This is a genomic window from Okeania sp. SIO3I5, assembly GCF_010672085.1.
Lineage (GTDB): Bacteria > Cyanobacteriota > Cyanobacteriia > Cyanobacteriales > Microcoleaceae > Trichodesmium.
The window spans coordinates 1-22,887 of the sequence record NZ_JAAHHT010000030.1 but is presented as its reverse complement, the minus strand read 5'-3'; the positions used below and the strand labels follow the sequence as shown (position 1 = coordinate 22,887).

At 34.5% G+C, this 22,887-nt stretch carries 16 protein-coding genes and 6 pseudogenes; 6 read left to right on the top strand and 16 right to left on the bottom strand.

The genetic code is table 11. The annotated features are described in order from the left end of the window. On the top strand, positions 1-963 hold the full coding sequence (locus F6K40_RS09515) for a hypothetical protein (RefSeq protein ID WP_293134649.1): 963 nt from the start codon (positions 1-3) through the stop codon (positions 961-963). 1,193 nt (positions 964-2,156) lie between these two features. Here F6K40_RS09515 and F6K40_RS09510 read toward each other — a convergent pair. From F6K40_RS09510 to F6K40_RS09475, 9 genes and pseudogenes are all read right to left on the bottom strand, one after another. Beyond that, complete coding sequence (locus F6K40_RS09510) at positions 2,157-5,183, bottom strand: DUF4214 domain-containing protein (RefSeq protein WP_293134646.1); 3,027 nt, start codon at positions 5,181-5,183, stop codon at positions 2,157-2,159. A gap of 73 nt (positions 5,184-5,256) precedes the next feature. Then, a complete protein-coding gene (locus F6K40_RS09505) occupies positions 5,257-5,382 on the bottom strand; it encodes a hypothetical protein (protein WP_293134643.1) in 126 nt (41 codons plus the stop codon). A 137-nt stretch (positions 5,383-5,519) separates the two neighbouring features. Beyond that, positions 5,520-5,786 (bottom strand): annotated as a pseudogene (locus tag F6K40_RS09500) (DUF29 family protein); the annotation flags it as partial. Between the two features lie 382 nt (positions 5,787-6,168). Beyond that, the gene (locus F6K40_RS09495) at positions 6,169-6,381 is read right to left on the bottom strand and encodes a hypothetical protein (protein WP_293134640.1); all 213 of its coding nucleotides are present in this window, start codon (positions 6,379-6,381) and stop codon (positions 6,169-6,171) included. Between the two features lie 268 nt (positions 6,382-6,649). Then, positions 6,650-8,017: a UDP-glucose dehydrogenase family protein gene (locus F6K40_RS09490; RefSeq protein WP_293134637.1), complete on the bottom strand. Its 1,368-nt coding sequence runs from the start codon at positions 8,015-8,017 to the stop codon at positions 6,650-6,652. A gap of 207 nt (positions 8,018-8,224) precedes the next feature. Next, positions 8,225-8,647, bottom strand: a pseudogene (locus F6K40_RS41340) (GDP-mannose 4,6-dehydratase); the annotation flags it as partial. Positions 8,648-8,650: 3 nt separating this feature from the next. Continuing rightward, positions 8,651-9,922, bottom strand: a pseudogene (locus F6K40_RS09485) (GDP-mannose 4,6-dehydratase); the annotation flags it as partial. After that, a pseudogene (locus F6K40_RS41570) lies at positions 9,923-10,123 on the bottom strand (hypothetical protein); the annotation flags it as partial. 882 nt (positions 10,124-11,005) lie between these two features. Further along, positions 11,006-11,437, bottom strand: a pseudogene (locus F6K40_RS09475) (GDP-mannose 4,6-dehydratase); the annotation flags it as partial. Between the two features lie 331 nt (positions 11,438-11,768). Here F6K40_RS09475 and F6K40_RS09470 point away from each other — a divergent pair. After that, a complete protein-coding gene (locus F6K40_RS09470; protein WP_293134634.1) occupies positions 11,769-11,903 on the top strand; it encodes a hypothetical protein in 135 nt (44 codons plus the stop codon). A 68-nt stretch (positions 11,904-11,971) separates the two neighbouring features. Here F6K40_RS09470 and F6K40_RS09465 read toward each other — a convergent pair whose 3' ends face one another. Both F6K40_RS09465 and lepA read right to left on the bottom strand, forming a co-directional pair. Further along, positions 11,972-12,118, bottom strand: a complete 147-nt coding sequence (locus tag F6K40_RS09465) for a hypothetical protein (RefSeq protein WP_293134631.1) — start codon at positions 12,116-12,118, stop codon at positions 11,972-11,974. A 1,100-nt stretch (positions 12,119-13,218) separates the two neighbouring features. Then, on the bottom strand, positions 13,219-15,024 hold the full coding sequence (gene lepA / locus F6K40_RS09460) for a translation elongation factor 4 (RefSeq protein WP_293134628.1): 1,806 nt from the start codon (positions 15,022-15,024) through the stop codon (positions 13,219-13,221). Between the two features lie 585 nt (positions 15,025-15,609). Between lepA and F6K40_RS09455 the strand changes: the two genes are divergently transcribed. From F6K40_RS09455 to F6K40_RS09445, 3 genes are all read left to right on the top strand, one after another. Next, positions 15,610-15,843, top strand: a complete 234-nt coding sequence (locus F6K40_RS09455) for a hypothetical protein (RefSeq protein WP_375340557.1) — start codon at positions 15,610-15,612, stop codon at positions 15,841-15,843. Positions 15,844-16,240: 397 nt separating this feature from the next. After that, positions 16,241-16,711: a J domain-containing protein gene (locus tag F6K40_RS09450; RefSeq protein ID WP_293134625.1), complete on the top strand. Its 471-nt coding sequence runs from the start codon at positions 16,241-16,243 to the stop codon at positions 16,709-16,711. A 293-nt stretch (positions 16,712-17,004) separates the two neighbouring features. Continuing rightward, complete coding sequence (locus F6K40_RS09445) at positions 17,005-17,277, top strand: DUF3143 domain-containing protein (RefSeq protein ID WP_293134622.1); 273 nt, start codon at positions 17,005-17,007, stop codon at positions 17,275-17,277. Positions 17,278-17,292: 15 nt separating this feature from the next. On the opposite strand, the gene uppS is transcribed toward F6K40_RS09445, so the two are convergent. The 3 genes from uppS to lysA form a co-directional block, all read right to left on the bottom strand. Next, positions 17,293-18,039, bottom strand: coding sequence for a polyprenyl diphosphate synthase (gene uppS / locus F6K40_RS09440; protein WP_293134619.1), 747 nt, complete (start codon positions 18,037-18,039; stop codon positions 17,293-17,295). Then, positions 18,036-18,953: a diadenylate cyclase CdaA gene (gene cdaA / locus F6K40_RS09435; protein ID WP_293134617.1), complete on the bottom strand. Its 918-nt coding sequence runs from the start codon at positions 18,951-18,953 to the stop codon at positions 18,036-18,038. The genes uppS and cdaA overlap by 4 nt, the downstream gene beginning before the upstream one ends. 748 nt (positions 18,954-19,701) lie before the next feature. Beyond that, entirely contained in the window at positions 19,702-21,132 is a 1,431-nt protein-coding gene (lysA, locus tag F6K40_RS09430) for a diaminopimelate decarboxylase (RefSeq protein WP_293134614.1), read from the bottom strand. A gap of 516 nt (positions 21,133-21,648) precedes the next feature. Between lysA and rimI the strand changes: the two genes are divergently transcribed. Next, positions 21,649-22,248: a ribosomal protein S18-alanine N-acetyltransferase gene (gene rimI / locus F6K40_RS09425; protein WP_293134611.1), complete on the top strand. Its 600-nt coding sequence runs from the start codon at positions 21,649-21,651 to the stop codon at positions 22,246-22,248. Positions 22,249-22,286: 38 nt separating this feature from the next. Here rimI and F6K40_RS09420 read toward each other — a convergent pair. Both F6K40_RS09420 and F6K40_RS09415 read right to left on the bottom strand, forming a co-directional pair. Further along, positions 22,287-22,556, bottom strand: a pseudogene (locus F6K40_RS09420) (zinc ribbon domain-containing protein); the annotation flags it as partial. A 79-nt stretch (positions 22,557-22,635) separates the two neighbouring features. Beyond that, positions 22,636-22,782, bottom strand: a complete 147-nt coding sequence (locus tag F6K40_RS09415; protein ID WP_293134608.1) for a hypothetical protein — start codon at positions 22,780-22,782, stop codon at positions 22,636-22,638. Between the last annotated feature and the right edge of the window lie 105 nt (positions 22,783-22,887).

The window sequence follows — 22,887 nt, the reverse complement described above, 5'->3', positions numbered from 1 at the left end:
ATGGCTTTAATTCTAATTGCAGATCGATCCCCACAAGAAAGAAGTAAACTTCGCAAAATGATCGAAGAACTAGATCATATTGTTGTTGAAGCAGATGAGATTAACTATACAAAAGACTTGATTGAAGTTCATCCTATCGACTGTGCTTTATTAGAGCAAAAAATGGTAGAGGAAAGTGAATTAATTTCTCTTCTAGAAAAGCTCAAAATTTCAGCGATCGCTATTTCTGATTATAATATCGAAACTCCTCAAGGATTCCTTGGTATTGTACCACATTCTCCATCCCCCAACCAATTAGCAGAAATTATTGCTATAGCTCTTAATCAAGATAGTTCTTTTAACTTAAATCATACTCCTAATTCATCTGTTTTACCCTCTACTCAACTCTCTTCTGCTAACGATAATTGGCAAACGATTTTCAGTATTCAAACTTTGCAAAATCTGTTAGCTATTGCCATTGATAAAGCTGGAGTAACCCTGAATGAAATGACGGATTTTCCGATTATTTTCCAAGATACTAAAGTGGAAGCTACCAGTTATCAAAAATTACACGAACAACTAACTAAAATCTTTGGCAGTGAAAAAATTTGTGTGACTCAGTTACCATTTTATGGAGGTTTTTCCGGTACATCTCAACTATTTTTTCTCACAGATAGTGCTAATATTCTCACAGAATTGTTAACAGGAGAAGAACCAGGTAGTGAAGATTTTGAGCAAGCACAAATAGAGATGTTAACTGAAATAGGCAATGTGGTTTTAAATACTGTTATGGGAACTATGAGTAATGCTATGACAAAAAACCTAGAATATGCTGTTCCAAAATATTTAGAAGATACTCTAGATTGCCTTTTAGAAAATATGATTAGCTCTTCTGCTCAGACTATTCTCTTAGCACAAGCTCACTTTATGACTGAAGAAACTCAAATTAAAGGAGATATTATTCTTTTCTTTCAAGTTAATTAGGGTTTAAGGGTAGGAGACAGGAGACAGGAGACAGGAGACAGGAAGAATGGGGAATGAGTGAGAAGAAAGGAGGAAGAATTATCCCTTGATTTTTCTGCCAATAGTTAACCCTTTCATCCTCACTTTTTGGGCTTTTTAGAAGGAAAACCTTGTACTTTTTCAAGACTTAAAAAAGCTCAAACCATGATTAATGTCAATACTTTTAGATATAGACAAGCAACCCCTAATTAATTGTTTGCAGAACTCAAGCATTAAAAAATTTAGGGAGTAGTTCATTAATGGATAATTGATAATGGATAATTGATAATTACCTCTCCCTAAAAGGGAGAGGATTGACACTTAAGAAAAAAATTTATTTCTCTGCCATCCCTCAACCGCTTTTTCCCTTAAAAGGGGAGCCTAACAAAGCTGAATTATTTAATTATTTAATTAGGGTTTGCTGATTAAATATCAAATCCTTTTCATGTAAAAGTTTCAGCCTTTTTATGTCTTGAAAAAAACCAAACTTTTAGGTCTGTGTGGTTGAAAAATTGGCGTTGCACAATTAGGAATGATGAAAACCGAAAGTAGATATTTTTGGATAACTATTTCCTCAATATATGTACAGTTGAAAATCTATTATCATCCTTGAATGTGCAACTTCAAAAAATTTAGTATTTTGGGCAGACAAAGACAGAAAAATTGAGGAACAATTATGACTTCTACCTCCTCTAAATTCCCATTTCTCCTGATACCATTTCTCTATAACAATGCGCTTAATAATTGTTACTCAGACCTTATTAAACTTACCATTCTTATCTTTTATTAAGCGTAACTTCATGGAGAAACTGTATGACTCCTGACTCCTGACTCCTACCCCTACCACAAGACTTTTTCAGCAAACCCTAATTATTAATTATTTGGTAAATTTGCAGTTTAGAGTAAATTTTGCAGTTTGCAGTAAAATACAGAATACTTTGGGTAAAGTTCAATAACTTTTTGATAGGAAGCGATGTAGCTGCCACTAGGCGAGCCAACGTCTCTTCTAACTTCCCTTCCAACAATCAAAAATCAAATCAATTATCGTACATAAATAATTAATTCTTTCCCCCTATTCCCTATTCCCTATTACCTCTTTTCTGGAGAGGTAATTATCAATTATCAATTATCCATTATTCATTATCCATTATTCATTATTCATTATCCATATCTACCTAACTTTTCTGTTCTAATTTTTCTATTGAATCTTCGTCAAACCCAAAAGTAATTTGACAAAACTTGATAAAATCATTGCGATTCATACCTAGTAAATTACTACTAAAAAGCTTTGAGTAAATGCTTTGAATATTAATAACTTCTGAAGCACCATCTGTGTCAACACCAGTGGAAATTCCAGTAGGGTTATTATAGTAAACCACTAAAGGTTCGTCTATTTTCCCAAATTTAGCATCATTGAGAAGACATCTTAACCAAAATTCGTAATCAGCAGCAGACTTATAACGAGTATCAAAAAATCCAACTTTTGTATGTAAAGATTTCTTCCACATCGGAGCATTATGTGGGGAGTTCAACTCAAGCATATTAGTCTTGCTAACAACAGGTAACTTACTTGGAAAATTACACTTAGCAACAATATGAAAAGGTAAGTTAGGAGTAAATGAATGATAAAAGTTTTGATAAACTACATCACAATCTTCTTGTAATAGAGCGATCGCTTGTTTTTCCAAACAATCAGAACTTCGCAAATCATCTAGGTTAGCATTAGTTAAAAATTTCCCTTGAGAATTTTTAATAGCTAAGTTCCATGCTTCATAAACAGTAATTACAGTTTCAGTTCTCTGATATTTAATATTACTAAATCGATTCATATATTGCTTAATTACTTCATATTCTTGTTCAGGAGAATTAGCATCTATAATAATCAACTCACAATATTTTTCAAAAATAGTTCCACTGGTAATATTGCTAAGAAAATTTTCTATATATTCTCCCCCTTTATAGAGGCTAGTGATAATTGAAACTAAAGGCAATTCTTCTTTTGATAAAATTTCTCTAGCTCGATCAGATAAATATATTTCGTCTGTTTTAATATCTACTTTTTCATCATTGTTACTACCCAATTTCTGATTTTTTTGAGTATCTTCCAATAAAACTTCCAAAAGAGTACGATCCCATTCTTTTTGACTAATCACTTTATCTCTACCCATGATGTAAGCTTGATTGTTAGAATCATCTTGATTAACATGGTGGCTATTTGATAGATCATAGCCTCTGATTCGTCTTTTAAATTCCTCAGATTTAAGCAACATTACAACTATCTCTAGCTTACTAACATCACCAGTATTCAAGAGTCTAAGATGCTGTTTTTCAGCTACAACATCGCAAATTCTGCCTAAAAGAATTTCCCAGATTGTACGGAGAAAATCCTGATTAGAAAACTCTTCCAAAATTTTAGGTTTATTTACTTCTAAAAACTCTTGAGAATCAAAAATACTCTCTAATAGAGTTACCCGATCAAGACTTTTTTCTAAAGCATCAATATGAGCTTTTAAACCATGCTCATCTGCAGGTCTTTTTAAAAAAGTTATATAAATATACTCAACAAATTGTCTATCGTCGAGAGCGGAAAATATTGTTCTCTTATTTGGCTTGTTTTTAAACTCATCTGACTGGATTAAATCTTCTAAAATTTTAGTTCTAGACACACCATTAACCAAATCAGTAGTTTTCTCATTTAAACCAATTTCATCAGGACTCCTGTGCAATAAAGTTTCATACAAAAAGTTAATAAATTCTCCATCTTCCATATACGCTAGTATTTTTGACTGTGGCTGTTTTGGAGCCTTATCTAAGATTTTTACCGATTCTGTCTGAATTTCTGAATCAAGATTTTTATTAACAGTATTACCTTGATTTACTTCCGAAGTAGCATCTACAAATTCCTCCAATTTCTCCGAAGCAAATCTTAAATAGAATAAATGGCGTTGCTGAATCAAGATATAAAAATAAAAACTTAATAATCTTGAATATTCGTTATTCAATACTTTAGCAATTGCCAAAAAATATAAATCATACCCAAAATCAACAACACCCAGTAAACTTTCTAACTTATAGTGAAATGTAGAACAGGTTGGATAAATTTCAATAGCTGTTTCATAGGAAGCGATCGCCTCTTCTAACTGCCCTTGTTTTTCTAAAATAGTTGCTAAATGATAGTGTGACCAAGCAAAATTAGGATTAATTTCTATTACTTGACGATAAGCAGTAACTGCTTGGTCATCTTTGTTTTGTTCTCGGAAAATATTAGCCAATTTCTGATAAGACCAAGAATGCTTAGGATTAATTTCTATTACCTTTTGATATGCAGTAATAGCTGAATCAAGTTCTTTCTGTGCATAAAATTTTTCCGCTAATTGATAATAATATTCATGGTCATCACCAGAAAAATCAAAAGAAAAAATCGGCTCAAATAAACTTGCTTTTTGATATATTGGCATAGCTTTTCCTTCAATTATCCGAAGTGTCTCAGGAGACAATTCTTCCTGAGAAATGTTAACCTTGCCTTTTCTAAAAAAATCTTGATAACCATCTTCTTCCCAGAACCCCATTTGCTCAGGTTTTTCTTCTTTTGAAAAACTTTTGAGCTTATTAAAATCCTGGTTTTCAACAGATTTTTGACAAATTAATTGGCAGTTTTCCCATCCCAAAAATTCCATAATATAATTCAGAACTTTCGCCGGATTATCACTAAGTTTTTCATAAGATAAAAAAATGATATTTTCAGGACTTTTTTCCTTGTAATTTATGTAGCTATTCATATTAAAACACCACTCTTCTAAGTGCTTTAAACAAAATTCATCTATTCCTCGATCATTTTCTTTATTTTCTTGAAATCTCAGCCAATAATAATAGTATGAACATAAACAATCAGCCGGTTTTCTGAACAAATAAAAAGCTCGGTTTTTCCACTCTAATGTTTGTTCAAAAAACAATGGTTCATAAGTCTTTATTATCCTGAATTTTAAATTTGTATTAATTTGCTCATTCCATTCATCTATACTAACTTTATAAATATCAGGAATTATATTACCCCCGGTAGTTGTCTGAAAGCCTTGCAGTTGTAGTAGAGCATCACTTAGCAACAGACGCATCCATATATTACCAGAGTGTGGGTAAGAAGCTAGAAAAATATCTGTTTCTTTTAAGAGTTTTTGATTGATTAAATATTGTTGTTCAGGCATATTATTTATTCATTCTTTCTTTACTTAGGTTTCAACCTACAATAGTATTTTTGTTGAGAAAGTTCAACTCGAACTAATTAAATACTTCAAATTTTGCCTGCTGCTCTTTTGAGACGTTGGGGTGACAAATAATGGCGTGTTGGAGATTATCAACAGTAGTATTGTGTCGCTGAAAAATCATATTAATATTATTAGACATCTCCAACAATAAAAAATCAAATCAATTATCCCACAGAAGTTATCAATTCTTTCTCCCTGCTCCCTGCTCCCTGCTCCCTGCTCTCTTTTTTCTGGAGATGTCTTGGGAAAGTACCACTTCCTGACTAATTTTTCTCAATTGATATAATAAGATGTTTTATTAGCCTTAATATTCAACCGTTGAATCTTCAGCACTGAATCCCTAATTGATGCTGCCCAAGAATTAGTTAAACGTTCTTCAACTTGATTTTTAATTAAATGTACTAATAACCTGACTAAAAAACTTTCAATTTTTTGTAAAATTTGTTCTTTGCTCATCCACTCCCATTCATCCACTATTGCCAAGGCATCATCATATCTACCTTCCATAATACTTCGTTTTAAATCAATTAATTCTTGACTCATAATATCAAATATTGTTTAATTAAAGAAGCGTTCAGCAGTCAGCAAGATAATTTTTTTAAAGTTTAGAATGGGATTTTAACCAAGTAGGGGCAAATGGCTATTCACCCCTACAAGCTGATAGCTAGTTAATAAAATTACTATTATCTGGTTTACTTTCTTTTGTAATTCTAATTAAAAATCCCAGTGCTTCATTTACCGCCTCTGCATTAGGAAACATTTCTGCCACATCGGGTTCTAATTTAATTATTGTCTCCCCAGAAATTTTACGTTATGCACCCATTTTTCTGATTTTTAAATTTTTAAAGAAGCGTTTAGCAGTCAGCAAGATGATTTTTTTAAAGTTTAGAATGGGATTTTAACCAGAGCTGTTAAAAGCTGATAGTTAATTAATAAAATTACTATTATTTGCTTTACTTTCTTTTGCAATTCTAATTAAAAATCGCAGTGGTTCATTTACCGCTCCTGCATTAGGAAACATTTTTGTCACATCAGGTTCTAACTTAATTATTGTCTCCCCAAAACTTTTACGTTTAGCACCCATTTTTATAATTTTTAAACTTTTTAAATCATATTCTGACCGTAATTCATCTTCCATTTTTTAACTCTCCTTGTATGCTTTTCGTTCTTGATTTGTAACTTTTCTCGCACTGATAATCCTAATTATGTTATTTCTTTCAGGGAACAGGGAATAGGGAATAGGGAATAGGGAATAGGGAATAAATAAAGATATACCTCATTAGTACGGAATTTATTGTATATCCTCCTGTTCAAAAATAGGAACGTTCTATGGAACGTTCCTACATAATTTTTTCAATAGATTATTGAACTTGCTGAAAGCTGAAAGCTAACTGCTAAAAGCTATATTAATGCCCAATTCCCACATACTGAAAACCAGCAGTTTCCAACTCCTTACGATCGCAGAAATTCCGCCCATCAACAAACAAATTATGCTCCATCGACTTCACCATCTTCCCATAGTCTAACTTCTGAAACTGTTTCCAGTCCGTCACCAACACCAAAGCATCACAACTATCAGCAAGTCTTTCTGGATCAGTCTCAACCACGACCCCAGACAAACCATGACGCATACCAGACTGAGAAATAATTGGATCGTAAGCTTTTACCTTTGCCCCCAACCTGTTCAACTCTTGAATCAAATCCAGAGAAGGTGCATCTCGCATATCATCAGTATCAGGTTTAAACGTCAAACCCAGTAAACCAACAGTCTTACCCTTGAGAATTTTCAAATGCTGCTGCAACTTATCCACCGCTATCATCCGTTGACGCTGGTTCACCTCAACCGCTGCTTTCAATAACTGTGCTTCACAACCATAGTCATCAGCAGTATGAACTAAAGCAGAAACATCCTTCGGAAAACAAGAACCACCCCAACCAATACCAGCTTGCAAAAACTTATTACCAATACGAGAGTCTAACCCAATCCCCTTAGCAACCTGAGTCACATCTGCACCGACACGATCGCAAATATTAGCAATCTCATTCACAAAACTAATCTTAGTTGCCAAGAAAGAGTTAGCAGCATATTTAATCATCTCTGCCGAGTTCAAATCTGTAATTACCACTGGCACTGGTGGTAAAGACTGGTTATCACCATACTTGCGTTCTACTAAAGGTGCATAAAGCTCCTGCATCATATCTAACGCCTTTTGATTATTACTTCCCAAAACAATTCTGTCTGGATTAAAAGTATCGAAGATGGCAGAACCTTCACGCAAAAATTCTGGGTTACTAACTACATCAAATTCTGCTTCAATATCTCTACCACTTCCTCCTTCTTCTTTTTTCCGTTCCTCAACGCCATCTAAAACGATCCTCCTTACCCAGTCACCAGATCCAATAGGTACAGTTGATTTATTAACAATCACTTTGTAACCTGTAGTCAGATGAGCACCTATACCCTTTGCTACTGCCTCCACATAACGAGTATCACTTTCTCCTGTAGGTAGTGGGGGAGTACCAACAGCGATAAATAAAATATCACCATGCTCAACCCCTGCTTTCAGATCGGAAGTAAATTCTAGCAACCCTGCTTGAGTGCTACTTTGCATCAATTCAGACAATCCTGGTTCGTAGATTGGAGACTGTCCTGATTTTAATAATTTGACTTTCTCTTCGTTGTTGTCTATGCAAATTACATGATGTCCTATGTGAGACAGACAAACTCCTGTAACTAAACCAACGTAACCAGTACCAATAACACAAACACGCATATTTTAGATCCTCAGAATTTTTAACAGAAACATGGATAATTAATAATTAATAATTAATAATTAATAATTATTCCCTAGAGGCTTTAAACTTCTATTTTTCAATGGATAACTAATAATTAATCCAGAAGTTTAAAGCCTCTCTTTTTCAATGAATCATGGATAATTAGAGATAGTCTTTATTATTCATTATTCATTATTCATTATTCATTATTCATTATCTCTGAGCCGCTCTCGAAAATCTGCTATGGTCAATTTTAACCCTTCTTCGAGAGGAACAGTTGGCTCCCAACCTAAATATTTTTTAGCACGAGTAATATCTGGTTGTCGCTGTCTTGGATCATCTTGTGGCAGAGGTTTATATGTTATCTCTGCATCTGGATTAACCATTTCTTGAATTTTTTGAGCTAATTCCAGTATTGTATATTCTCCAGGGTTTCCTATATTAACTGGTCCGATAAAGTCTTGATTCATTAACCGGATAAACCCTTCTACTAAGTCTGAAACATAACAGAAACTTCTGGTTTGAGAACCATCTCCATAGACTGTTAGTGGTATTCCTTTTAAGGCTTGTGCGATAAAGTTACTAACAACTCGACCATCATTTTCTAACATTCTAGGTCCGTAGGTATTATGAGCAAAAATACTGTAACTTCCTCCTATAAAGTTCTCATAATTTGGCACTGAAAAATCGTAGACATAATCATCTATTTCAAATTCTTCAATACTTTCTATTTTTGCCCAAACAATATTGCCAGTAGTTGTAGCTGATATTTTCTGCTGAACGTTAGACAAATTCTGGATATTGTTATCTTCTAATTCCTCTACTATTATCCGGTAAACTTTTTCATTTTTTACCTCTATTTCTGAGACACCTGCTACTAATCCAAACTTAGAAAGAATCAATACCAACTTTTCCGCAACTAACTGACTATTAATCTTAAATTCCAGCCTTGAATTTAGTTTATTTTCTGAATCATTACCTTCAGCAAATCCCTGTAAAAAACTAATTAATTGTTTTTGAGGAAGTTGTAAAATCCAGTTAGGAATATCTTTTTCTTGATTTCCAAAATTCAAGCTATCTGCGATTAAATCAACTAGAATTTTCGACTCAATACTTATATATCCTGCTTCATTAATTTGCGACTTACAATCAAATATTCTTTCTATTACTTCTATTACTTTTGCTAGTTTTTCAACTTCTCCTTTGAAGACAAGTTCGTTGTTTATCAAACTTCCCTGAGCTACATAAAACCCTAATAACCATAAAAATTCTTCTAAATTTTCTATCCAATTTTTAATTGCTTTTGTAGATGAGTAGCAAATTTTTTCTTTTTCAGATAGAGACAGTTCTAAATATTCCCATAGATGCTTAGGAATTTGATTTTTTGCTTCGTAATTTTTCAGTGTCGAATAAAGTTGACTAGGGTTTAAACCTTTTGCCAATAAATACTCCCGAATTTTATCTCCATATTTTTCTAAATAGGAAATTATCTCCTCACTTTCTACAGATATTTCTTCTTGAATTAATATCCTGTCCGTAATGTGGAATGGTTCTAAAGGTTGTTCCAAAAAACTAATATAACTAGGAACTCCTATTTCATCTCCAACCCTTAATTCATTTCCAAAAGCTGCTTGAGGTTTATTATTTTCATCCCTAGTAAATAAACTATGATCTTCTGTAATTTTTATCTCCTTACCCCAAACAGTTTTTATCTGAAAACCTTTCTTCTTGACATGATGTTTCCAAATAGCAGAAATAGGTTTAATCACTGTTTGAGAATTTTCATCAAAACAAGGTACCGATACATTAGATATATCTCCATTAATCCTGTCATAACATTCAGCAAAAGTTTCATAATAAAGTTCTTCACCAATGTAATAAAGTACCTTTTGGTCTCCAGTCAAACTGTTAAAAATTCTGACTACTCGAATATCAACATTATTTTGACGATGGTAATCAAATGCCAAAGTTTCCGCTACTCGCTTACCCTCATCATAACATTGACCACACCAAGCTGCACGACCATTTCTCCTAACAAAAACCACATGATTTGTGACATTAACACAATAAACTTTTCCTACATAATGGAACCGTTCTGGTACAACTAAATTCTCATCCTTAGCAGGTCGAATATTTACTCGATAAAGGTCGCGCCCAACTGCATGAGAAACTACCGAAGCTGCATAACCACAACGAAGTGCTAACTCTTGTACATCATCTGCTAATTGTTTAGATTTACTATAGTAAGTGTAACAATCTCCCCCTTCCGAACCATCACCCATTATCAGAGCATTAAATAGGATTAATAACTGTCGTTTTGATAGTTCAAATAACTCACGAGGAATGTATTTTTCACCAGACTTACCTAAAGGTAATAAAATCTCAGCTAACTGTTTACTACAAATCCGAAATTGATTATTATCCGAATCAAAAAACTTAAATCCTAAACGACTTAAACAATTAGAAATTTTCAAACATCCTTCAGAATTTTCTTGAGCAATTAACACATTAAAATCTGCTACATCATAATCATTTCCCCCTACCACTCGCGACATTTTTCTCACGTCAACGCAACCTTCAGAAATGTAATAACCTAAAAATTCTAGCCAGTCATCCATGAAGATTTTTTCTACTTTTCCCTTGGCATTTCTCGGAGCTTTTCCTAATTCAAACCATTCTACTTCTTCACCTCCAAAATCTCCTCCAGTTAATGTCTGCCAACTTTCCCAATGCTCATCTTCATCTGCCCTAATAAACTTTAATTCATCAGTTTTGCTACGGACATACATCCAGTGATTAGGAGTCACACAAAAATCAAACTTAGTATTAGCAAAGCGGTACATTTCCCCAATGTATGGTTGTACGATATATTCATCCGGAATGTGATATTCGACTTTACCTTCTGAATTTAATGTTGCTACTTTAACTTCTGCTTGTAAATCTGGAAAAGCTACCCAACCTGCTTCAGTTAAAATTTCAGTTTTAGGGTCAAAACAACTACGAATTCCAATACAATTAACATTACCTCTATAATCTTCTGTTTGAGGATGTACATCTGGGTCTCCATATACCTCAGATGTCGAAGCTAAAAAGAACCTTGCCTTTACCCTTTTAGCTAACCCCAACATATTCAATGTCCCCATCACATTTGTTTTAATTGTCTTGACAGGGTTGAACTGATAGTGAATAGGACTAGCAGGACAAGCTAAATGATAAATTTGATCTGCTTCTAATCTAATTGGTTCAGTAATATCGTGGCGAATTAATTCAAAGTAAGGATGATCCAACCACTTGTAAATATTGCGTTTAGTTCCCGTGTAAAAATTATCAAGACAGAGGACTTCATGGCCTTGTTCCATTAATCTATCGATGAGATGAGAACCAAGAAAACCTGCGCCACCTGTTACTAATATTCTCATTAATTCTACATTCCGAGCAATTTAATTTGTTGTGGTTTTCAATAGAAGATTGAATATCCACATTAAGCTCCATCATACACTAACTAATAGGAGCTTCACAAGATGAAAATGTTTCTGCTACTACTTGTAGGCAAAATTCCTGAATATTTAATTGTCTCTGACCAAGGAAATGTAGTTGAATAAATAATCATGCGTATAGACGAACAACCCCAGCTAATCTTTATAATATCACAATTTTTGTGAGGATGCTGCTAAAAATTTTTTTAGCCGCCGATTTTTTTCAGGAGCTTTAGACAATGAAAATGTTTGTGGTTTTCCCCTGAAGATATAAATGGAAATACACTTAACTAAGCAAGAGCTTCACAAGATGAAAATATTTCAGATGAAAATATTTCTGCTACTACTTGTTGTAGGCAAAATTCCTGAATATTTAATTGTCTCTGACCAAGGAAATGTAGTTGAATAAATAATCATGCGTATAGACGAACAACCCCAGTTAATCTTTATAATATCACAAAAATTGTGAGAATGCTGCTAAAAATCTTCTGAGCCGCCGATTTTTTCAGGAGCTTCAGACAATGAAAATGTTTGTGGTTTTTCAGATGAGGATAAGTTGAAGCTCCCAAAGGTGGAGGATAAAAATTTTCCTTCCCGATGCGTCGGGAGAAATAGTCGTTTCATTTGCTAAAGCTCCCAGAGGTGGAGGATGAAAATTTTCCTTTTACCACTATTGAACAATAGTTATTTCATTTGCTGAAGCTCCCGGAGATGGGGATAAAAATTTTCCTTCCCGATGCGTCAGGAGAAATCGTCATTTCATTTGCTGAAGCTCTCGAAGGTGAAGGATAAAAATTTTCCTTCCCGATGCGTCAGGAGAAATCGTCATTTCATTTGCTGAAGCTCTCGGAGATGGGGATAAAAATTTTCCTTCCCGATGCGTCAGGAGAAATCGTCATTTCATTTGCTGAAGCTCCCGGAGATGGGGATAAAAATTTTCCTTCCCGATGCGTCGGGAGAAATAGTTATTTCATTTGCTGAAGCTCCCGGAGGTGGAGGATGAAAATTTTCCTTTTACCACTATTGAACAATAGTTATTTCATTTGCTGAAACTCTTGAAGGTGGAGGATAAAAATTTTCCTTACCGATGCGTCGGGAGAAATAGTCGTTTCATTTGCTGAAGCTCTCGGAGGTGGAGGATAAAAATTTTCCTTCCCGATGCGTCGGGAGAAATAGTTATTTCATTTGCTAAAGCTCCCAGAGGTGGAGGATGAAAATTTTCCTTTTACCACTATTGAACAATAGTTATTTCATTTGCTGAAGCTCCCGGAGATGGGGATAAAAATTTTCCTTCCCGATGCGTCAGGAGAAATCGTCATTTCATTTGCTGAAGCTCTCGAAGGTGAAGGATAAAAATTTTCCTTCCCGATGCGTCGGGAGAAATAGTCGTTTCATTTGCTGAAGCTTCCGGAGGTAGGGTATGAAAAATTTTCCTTTTACAGCGCTTTTCATTCTTAATGAACCACATCGCCATAATCAAAATCTCGTAGGGACGTTGCATTCAACGTCCCTACTGTGGTTTATTGAAATGAAAACCGCTGTATTGCATAGAGAGAAATAGTCGTTTCATTTGTTGAAGCTCCCAGAGGTGAGGTGAGGGATGAAAAATTTTCCTTTTATTGCGTCAGGAGAAGTAGTAGTTTCAGCTATAGGGACGTTGCATAAAACATCCCTACCTACTCCCGACAAAAAACGAAAAGACTTTTTTCAGCAAACCCTACTTATTAATCTAATCGCAAAACTGCCATAAAAGCTTCCTGCGGCACATCAACAGTACCCAAAGACTTCATCCGCTTTTTACCCTTAGCCTGTTTTTGTAGTAATTTCTTCTTACGACTAATATCCCCACCATAACATTTAGCCAAAACATCTTTTCGTAAAGCAGGAATATGCTCACTAGCAATAACCTTAGAACCAATAGACGCTTGAATTGGTACCTTAAATTGATGACGCGGAATTAACTCTTTCAGCTTTTCTGCCAAAGCACGACCTACCCCATAAGCCTTATCCTTATGTACAATTACAGCCAAAGCATCCACTGGTTCAGCATTAATCATAATATCCAACTTCACCAAAGGATTCTCACGATAACCTATAAGATGATATTCCATACTAGCATAACCACGAGACCGAGATTTCATCTGGTCGAAAAAGTCTGTTACCACCTCTGCCAAAGGTATCTCATATATTAAAGTAGTTCTACCCTGAGCCAGATACTTCATATCCTTAAATACACCACGTCGTGATTGACCCAACTCCATTAACGTACCCACATATTCTTCAGGGGTAATCATTTCCACTTGCACATAAGGTTCTTCCATTTTTTCCCGGTGATTAGGATCTGGTAATAAATTTGGATTATCAACTAAAACAACCTCTCCTGTACTGGTAGTTACTTGGTAAACTACCGATGGAGAAGTAACAATCAAATCTAAATTATATTCTCGCTCTAACCTTTCCTGCACAATTTCCATGTGGAGCAATCCTAAAAATCCACACCGAAATCCAAAACCCATAGCACTTGATGTTTCTGCTTCATAAGACAAAGCCGCATCATTAAGTTTCAATTTGTCTAGTGCTTCTCGTAAATCTGGGAACTGGTCAGCATCCGTAGGAAATAACCCACAAAATACCATAGGTTTAGCTTCAGTATAACCAGGTAGGGGAGCTTTAGCTTGTTTTTTAGCCAGAGTAATCGTATCTCCAACCCTTGCATCTTCCACTGCTTTAATAGCTGCTGCAAAATAACCTACTTCTCCTGCATGAAGTTCTTTGACTGGTTGTTGGGTGGGAGATAGAACTCCTAGATCGTCCACGTCATATTCTTTTCCTGATGCCATGAGTCGGACGCGATCGCCTTTAGCAATAGTCCCATCCATGACCCGAAAATATACAATTACCCCTCGATATGGGTCATAATAACTATCAAATATTAAGGCCCTTAATTGTTCATCAATAGTATCTTGTGGTGGTGGTACTAATTGGACAATTGATTCTAGAATTTCGGTAATCCCAATTCCTTCTTTAGCAGATGCTAAAATTGCACCGGAACAGTTTAGGCCAATTATTTCTTCTATTTCCTGTTTTACCCGTTCAGGTTCTGCCCCTGGAAGGTCTATCTTATTTAATACAGGAATAATTTCCAGGTCATGCTCCAAAGCTAGATATACATTAGCTAAAGTCTGAGCTTCTACTCCTTGGGAAGCGTCTACCACTAATAAAGCACCTTCACAAGCTGCTAGAGACCGGGATACTTCATAAGAAAAATCTACATGACCAGGTGTATCGATGAGATTTAATACATACTCTTCTCCATCTTGAGTATGATAATTCATTCGGGCAGCCTGAAGCTTAATTGTAATGCCACGCTCCCTTTCTAAGTCCATTGAGTCAAGGAACTGCTCTTTCATTTCACGGTCTGCCACTGTGCCAGTTGCTTGTAGGAGGCGATCTGCTAAGGTTGATTTTCCATGGTCTATATGGGCAATAATGGAAAAATTACGAATGTGAGATACAGGAACTTTTGTCATATTTTTGTTGATAATGTGTTTTTGTGATAGTTTTTTTGATATGATTTATCTATTGGCTTAACTAGCTATCAGCTTTATATAGCTTTGGATTAAAATCCCCGGCAAATATGCTGGATGGTTTAGGAAGAGTTAAAATTCCCTTCGCAAACTTCAAAAAATTATCCTACTGAATTGCTGAGTGCTGACCCCTGACCACTTCTTTAACATATTCTAATCTTTGACTTTCTGGCCTTTCATAATTTTTGTTCCATTCTTATCATTCTTATCTTAGTGTAATGGTAAAAATAATTTACTCAGATATTGATCCGAAATTGACAAATAAATTCTAATGTGATAATTAAAATAAACAAAGATGCTATAATTTTGGCTAAAAAATGCCATGTGCAACTTTTTCCAAGCAATAAGACTTAGGGAGTCTTGAGAACCAGACTTTCTCCTAAAAACCCAGAAAAACTGATTATTACCTAGAAAAAAGTTGTACATCGTGTCTAAAAAAGTACAAAATTATAAATTATATTGTTTCTTAGTAGAATAGTTAAATTAGTTACTATATATTATTGATATATCAATTTAGGATTATATGATATGGCGATGAATGAGTCTAAAGTTAATCAGCAGAAGTCAACCGAAAAGGTCGAATTATCCATACATATAGATTCTAGGTTATTAGATCAAGTTCAACATTTGACAAATGACCCTAGTAAAGTAATTGAAAGCGCTCTTCGTCAGTGGTTGAGAGGAGGTCTTCCCGAAGACGAATTAGCTCTAACCCTTCAGAGAAACCCTCCTATTCCTCCAAGAGGGGAATGGAATGATTAAAATTTAATCTTTTCTAAGTTCTCTAATCTCTAATCTCTAATCTAATTGTTTATTATTAGAAATCTCTAGAAAAGAGCGAGTAGGGAGTAGAGATAAAGAATTGATGAAAATAGTTCAATAATTGATTTTATTTTTTATTATTGGAGATATCTATTCTATATAACTATATAATTAGATGATATTTATTGATTATGTAAAAAGTTGATTTTCATGGGGCAAATTGAGAAGATAGCAAATTATTCTTTCCTTGCAATGGATTAACTAGATTTCAAAGATAATTATTATTGAAAAAAGACAAGATAATCTTTGGATATTTTCAAGATAAATACTAAATAATTCTACTTGCGTATAGTCTTAAAAGAAAATTGAGTAGAGAACAGATATAAGAATTTGAAGAATGTCAAAATACACTTCTTTGGGTATGAATTATTATTCTTTACTTGGACTCCATCCAAAAGCATCTAATCAAGAAATTAGAAAGGCATATCGGGAATTGAGTAAACACTATCATCCAGATACTACAGATATGCCACAAGTGATCGCTACTGCTAAATTCCAGCAAATTAATGAAGCTTATGCTACTCTAGTAGACTCAAAGAGAAGATTAGAATACGATCAAAAGATTAGACATTTATATCTAAATGATTTTGAGCAAAGAGTTAACTTCAATACTCATTTTGTATCTGGTTCAAAATGGAGAAATTTATCTAGTTACTTAGACAGTACAGAGCGACCATTATCTGCAGGTGAATTATTTGCCCTATTGATTATGGGAATAACTCTACTTGGTTGTTTAATGATAGCTATTATTATTGGCCTCATGCGTCCTGAATTAACTATTCAATCTCTTAAACCACCAGGAATTTAATTAGTGTTTCCTCAATAAGTCTTTTAGTAAGGGGGGAGGAGTCAGGAGAAACGGGGAGTTATAGAGAGGAGTCAGGAGAAACGGGGAGTTATAGAGTAGGTAGCCACAATAATAGTCCCTTAATTTTTCTGCCTCGCCCTGCCCCAAAATGTTCACTTTTTCAGGTTTATTAACCGAAAAGTTGGTACTTTTTCCTGAATTAAAATTGCTCAAACCTTTATCTGTCAATGCTTTGATATTTAATCAGCAGAGCAATAATTATCAATTATCAATTATCAATTATCAATTATCAAATGAACTTTCCCAATCCAGATACTCCTTTATATAACCATCCTCTACCAAAAATTGAGCAATGGCTTCAAGAAAATGGCTGTCAACAAAATCCCGAAAAACTACATTGTTGGTGGGTTGAAAAACCTGATTGGAAAGCAGAATTATTACTTGATATAGACCAACTTACTATACGTTACATAGATGCAGGTGTTGATGGTAGTGATATTCAACGCTCTTTTAAATATTCTTTGAGTCGGCGGGATCTTGAAGAAGCTATTTTTTCAGGGCCTTAGTTGGAGTATACCCAATCAAATTTTACCAAATCTACGTTCACGTTTCTGATAAGCATACAAAGCCTGATAAAATTCATGGCGATTAAAGTCAGGCCAAAATGTTTCGGTAACATAAATTTCTGAATAAGCCATTTGCCATAGTAAAAAATTACTAATTCGCATTTCCCCACTGGTACGAATTAATAAATCTGGGTGAGAAATACCAGCAGTATAAAGATATTGCTCAAAAAGTCCTTCATTAATTTCTTCTAGCTTAAGCAAACCTTTTTGTACTTGGGTAGCGATCGCTTTACAAGCGTGTACAATTTCCTGACGTCCTCCATAATTAGTAGCGACAGTAAATTTAATCCCCTGATTTTGCTGAGTCATTTCCATTGAGTGTTTAATCTCAGCTTGTAAAGATAGAGGTAAAGAACTTAAATTACCAACAAATCTAATTTGAACATCCTCTTTTACCATCTCTTGTAATTCTTGACGCAAAACTCTTTCAAACAAAGTCATCAGAAAATTAACCTCTTCTAGTGGTCTTCCCCAATTTTCACTAGAAAAAGCGTAAGCTGTTAAAGCTTCTAGACCCCAGTCTCTGCAGCATCGTAGTAGCTCCTTAAGTGCTTCTACCCCTCGTCTATGGCCCATAATTCGAGGTAAACTACGATTTTGAGCCCAACGACCATTGCCATCCATAATCACAGCTACATGACGAGGCAACCTTTCTGGTTCCAGATCGACAGGTAAATCTTGTAAGCAAGAGCCTTGATTCATCTTTTCTTGCGAGGACCTGATGGACTTTGATGAAATACCCATGAAATTAATTCCGATCCTTTTGATCCTATTTGACGTCCAATATTAACTAAAGGAAGTGATTTTGTACTTTTTTCACTACCCGATAAAAATAGACGTTCTTCCAGTAACTCTTTCAGTTTATTACCTGTTAAGGGTCGATTCAAAGTTCCTTTTTCAGCTAAAGATATAGAACCAGTTTCTTCCGAAACTACTATACAGAGGCATTTTTCCACTTGTTCAGTAATTCCCATAGCTGCTCTATGACGAGTCCCTAACTGCCTTGAAGCTATTCTCTCAGATAAAGGTAGAATTACACCAGCCGATATAATTTTGTGTTCTCGAATTAAGACTGCCCCATCATGTAATAGAGTTTTTGGCTGAAATATAGTTTGTAATAATTCCTTAGAAAGTTCAGCATTTAATTTGACACCAGGTACAGAAAAATCTCTTTCATCTATCGGTCCATTTGTTTCTATAATTAACAAAGCACCTATCCGGTTTTGAGATAGTTGTTTGATTGCTTCGACTATCTCATCAATAATATTATCTGATTCAGGCAGATTTCGGCGATTATGTCCAAACATCTGGAGAATTTCTCCCTGTCCCAACTGTTCGAGAAACCTACGAAATTCTGATTGTAATATGACTGCCATTGAAACAGCAGAGCCAATAACTAAACTGTTAAGGGCAAAACTTAATAGTCTTAGTCCAGCCCAATGACTTAAAGCCGAAGCTAACATTAGGACTATAAAGCCTCTTACCATCCATAATGTACGACGTTCCCCTATGATGACCAGCACCATATATATCAGAGCGAGAACCAGTCCAATATCAATACTATGTAGCAATAAGGACTTCATCAAGCCTGGGTCATTACTAAGACCCGATTTCATTTAACTTTAATTATTAATCTAGCGTCAACGTTTGATTTGGCTTCTTTTACATTGGTAGGATACTAGCAAAGAAGAATATATTTCAACCCAACATTTTGCTTAAGCATGAAATGTTTATCGGGTATAATCTTCTATCTAATAGGCCAATTCTTAATTACCAATGAATAACTATCATTGATTAAGAAGGATTAGCGGATTTATGGGGCAATAGATGGAATTGTTCCTATTGGTTGTGTATATTTCGATCCAAGGTAGGTGCCCACCACAGTTATGTCTATTGACCTCCGCTTTCTTTCCACAATCATATCATTTTTGTTGGGATACAATTAATCCTAAAGCTATAGGAACCTTCCTGCGATACCAGTATTCATACCTCTACTAATGAACGAAGGCTGTTTTATTTTTAATAAAATACCTGTGAATAAGGTAGAAGACAAGTTGAGTAAGGCAGACTCTGAAGAGTGACCTTAATTTTAGTCAAGTTTCAGACAAAATTTTCTGGGTTTAAGCTGTTTTCTCTATTAATTACAGATCCTGCCAATCTTCTATTGCCTTTTACTTCTTGCATGAGTGACTTCCTAAATTAGGAAATTTATTTTGTACAACACTAGCAATTAATTAATATTAATAATTAATAATTGAGGCTTGAGGTTTAAAACCGATCCTTTCAAGTCTAAAAAATAAAAACAAATTTTATTTGTTTTTATCCTCTTCTTTTTAAGAAGAGGTAATTATTAATTGTTAATTGTCATCTTGTTAATTCTGGAAGTATTGCTATTCGTTCTGGTAAAGTATCTTGACTCAGTAAATCTTGGTAAGTTTCCCTTTGTAAAATTACATTAACTTCCTGATCGCCTACCAAAACTGCTGCTGGACGTGGTAAACGATTATAGTTAGAAGCCATACTGTAGTTATAAGCACCTGTAGCCATAACTACTAAACAATCTCCTGCTTGAGTTATCGGTAAAGTAGCATTCTTAATTAAAACATCACCAGACTCACAATGTTTACCAGCAATAGTAACTGTTTCTGTGGTTGGTTCGGATAATCTATTAGCCACAACTGCTCGATACACTGATTGATAAGTTATTGGGCGAGGATTATCTGACATTCCTCCATCTACAGATATATAAGTTCTAATTTCAGGAATTTGTTTTTGGGACCCTACAGTATAAGCTGTTACACACGCAGGTCCAATTATTGAGCGTCCTGGTTCACATAATAGTTTAGGTAATGGTAACTGTCTTGCTTGACAAGCATCTACCATTGCTGTACTAACTTTATGAACCCAAGTTTCAATACTAGGGGGGTCATCTGCTTCAGTATAACGGATTCCTAAACCACCACCGATATTAATTTCTTTGATTGACAAATTATGTGTCATAGCAGTTGTCATTGCATCTACCATTACATCTGCTAAATCTTGATGGGGTTGAACTTCAAAAATCTGGGAACCTATATGAGCGTGAATACCAATAAGTGATAGTAATTCTTGTTTACTTATGAAGGCAAAGACATCATTTAGTTGATTGGGGTCAAATCCAAACTTACTATCTAGATGACCTGTACGAATGTATTCGTGGGTATGACATTCGATACCAGGTGTAAATCTTACCATTATTTTGGTAGGATTCTGTAGCTGCTCTTTTTGTTCTTTTTTTAAAGCTGCTAATGTTTCTAATTCTAGCCAGTTATCCACAACAATTATACAATCTGTTTCTATAGCAAAAGTTAATTCTGCTTGAGATTTGTTATTGCCATGAAAATATATTTTGTCAGGTTTAACACCTGCTTGGATAGCTGTATATAATTCTCCTCCAGATACAACATCTATACCTAAACCTTCAGAACCGCATAAAGCACATACTGCTAGACTACTCCAAGCTTTGGAAGCATAAAGTACGAGAGATTCTCCAGGATAGTGCTTTTGAAGTCCATCTCGATATTGACGACAAGCTGTTCTGAGAGTGTATTCGTCCACAATATACAGAGGTGAGCCAAATTTCTCGACTAATGCTGGTACATCCCAGCCTCCGATTTCCAAATGGTCTAAATTATTAACTTTAGCAGTGAGTGGTAAAAGTTCTTGATTGGGTGAACTTTCTTTAATAGAGTCTGTTGATTTTGGAAAATACTGAAGTCCAGAGTTGGTAGTTATTTTAGATTGGGTTGATACCATGAGTGCTTTACAGAGTTATACTTTAGTGGTCTATACTAAGTCTAATAAATAGAAGTTATTTTAGTTTGTCAATTTTTGATTGATTTTTAATTTCAAGTTTAGACTTTCATTATCCATTAATGAAAACTATATCAATCCTAAATGATTTGTGAAAAACGTAAGAATTCAGGTATCTCAAACCTAGTTATAGAAAGACTTCTAAAAATGACTGACTCAGCAATTTAACATTAATAGCCTCATTCTCAATAATTACGAAAATCAAGGCTTGTAGCAATCTCTAATTGAGAATAGGATTGGGGAGGAAATTGCTGAAAATACTTATCTATCAAGATTTATAGTCTTTTCCATAGAACCTGAATCCTTACTGAAAAACACTGTAAGGGTTTAGTCTCTAAATCCAATTTATGCTTGGGGAAAGGAGACCAAAGCCCTACAATACAATTCTACAATTCAATTTAGGATTGCTATATCTCAAATTATTAATTGTTAATTATTAATTATTAATTATTAATAGCTATGGCCATTATTACAATTGAAAAAATGATCCATGAGCATATTCCTAGTGTGGTTGAATTGGATCGACTTTGCTTTGGTGGACTCTGGAATGCTCAAGGTTATCAGCGAGAGTTAGAAAGTCCTAATAGCGATCTACTGATTTTAGTTATCGGCCAAAATACTGAAGATATGAATGAGGAAGTTGTCTTTAAATTCTCTAACTTTCAATCACAGATTACTGATAATTATCAGTCTATCATCGGTATTGGTTGTTTGTGGGCTATCTTAGAGGAGGCACACATTACTATTTTAGGAATCCATCCCCAATATCAAGGTTTGGGTTTTGGTCAACTACTACTATACACTTTAATGAGGTGTGCCTGGGAAAGAGGGTTAGAAAGGGCTACCTTAGAAGTTTCAGCTTCAAATTTTTCTGCATTGTCTTTATATCATAAATTTGGTTTTCAAGATGTAGGCCGTCGTCGAGGATATTATCAGCAAACTGGGGAAGATGCCCTAATTCTTTGGCGTGGTCGTCTACATGAGACAGAATTTGAGCAAACTTTATCTGAATGGCATAGACAAGTTGTTGCTCGTATTGATGGTTATGAATTTAGGTGAAGTCTCTCCCGTTATAATCTTTGATTTAACAGGAGCTTCTAAAACAGAGATAATTGAACCCAAGTTTCAAAAGTTTCTTGCTTCTCAGGCTGACTAACGTCTAAGCCTCCACAAGCAGGCCAGATGATACCCACCTCGCTTAATGCTTTATTTAATATGTTCTTTGCTGCATTCTCATCTCTATCTAAAACTATTCCACATTTAGGACAAGAATGAGTTCTAACTGACAAAGTTTTAGGTACTTTATGACCACATTTTGAACAATTTTGTGATGTATTGTGAGGAGTGACTTTGACTACATGAACACCTTAAATAATTAATAATTAATAGTTAATAATTAATAATTAAAGAATCATTCATTATTCATTATTCATTGTTAATTATTCATTATTTACCTACATCATAAATTGATTTTGATAGTTTAGTATTTCTAGCTAAACCTTTTATATTGAGGTCTTCAACAGCAATTACATCATACTCTTTAACTAATTTATGAGCAGTAATGCAAGTGGAAATCTTCTCTTTGCCTAGCAATATGTATTCAATGAATAATTAATAATGAATAATTAATAATGAAAGAAGGAATATAATAATTAATAATAATTAATAATTATTAATTATTAGAAGTTTATTGAGTTA

Coding starts and splice junctions, on each gene's coding strand:
- uppS (WP_293134619.1), bottom strand. CDS start 18,039: ATGAATCAAGGCTCTTGCTTACAAGATTTACCTGTCGATCTGGAACCA.
- F6K40_RS09490 (WP_293134637.1), bottom strand. CDS start 8,017: ATGCGTGTTTGTGTTATTGGTACTGGTTACGTTGGTTTAGTTACAGGA.
- F6K40_RS09450 (WP_293134625.1), top strand. CDS start 16,241: ATGTCAAAATACACTTCTTTGGGTATGAATTATTATTCTTTACTTGGA.
- F6K40_RS09445 (WP_293134622.1), top strand. CDS start 17,005: ATGAACTTTCCCAATCCAGATACTCCTTTATATAACCATCCTCTACCA.
- F6K40_RS09495 (WP_293134640.1), bottom strand. CDS start 6,381: ATGGAAGATGAATTACGGTCAGAATATGATTTAAAAAGTTTAAAAATT.
- F6K40_RS09470 (WP_293134634.1), top strand. CDS start 11,769: ATGGAAATACACTTAACTAAGCAAGAGCTTCACAAGATGAAAATATTT.
- rimI (WP_293134611.1), top strand. CDS start 21,649: ATGGCCATTATTACAATTGAAAAAATGATCCATGAGCATATTCCTAGT.
- F6K40_RS09505 (WP_293134643.1), bottom strand. CDS start 5,382: ATGTCTAATAATATTAATATGATTTTTCAGCGACACAATACTACTGTT.
- F6K40_RS09515 (WP_293134649.1), top strand. CDS start 1: ATGGCTTTAATTCTAATTGCAGATCGATCCCCACAAGAAAGAAGTAAA.
- F6K40_RS09510 (WP_293134646.1), bottom strand. CDS start 5,183: ATGCCTGAACAACAATATTTAATCAATCAAAAACTCTTAAAAGAAACA.
- F6K40_RS09455 (WP_375340557.1), top strand. CDS start 15,610: ATGGCGATGAATGAGTCTAAAGTTAATCAGCAGAAGTCAACCGAAAAG.
- lysA (WP_293134614.1), bottom strand. CDS start 21,132: ATGGTATCAACCCAATCTAAAATAACTACCAACTCTGGACTTCAGTAT.
- cdaA (WP_293134617.1), bottom strand. CDS start 18,953: ATGAAATCGGGTCTTAGTAATGACCCAGGCTTGATGAAGTCCTTATTG.
- F6K40_RS09465 (WP_293134631.1), bottom strand. CDS start 12,118: ATGAAACGACTATTTCTCCCGACGCATCGGGAAGGAAAATTTTTATCC.
- lepA (WP_293134628.1), bottom strand. CDS start 15,024: ATGACAAAAGTTCCTGTATCTCACATTCGTAATTTTTCCATTATTGCC.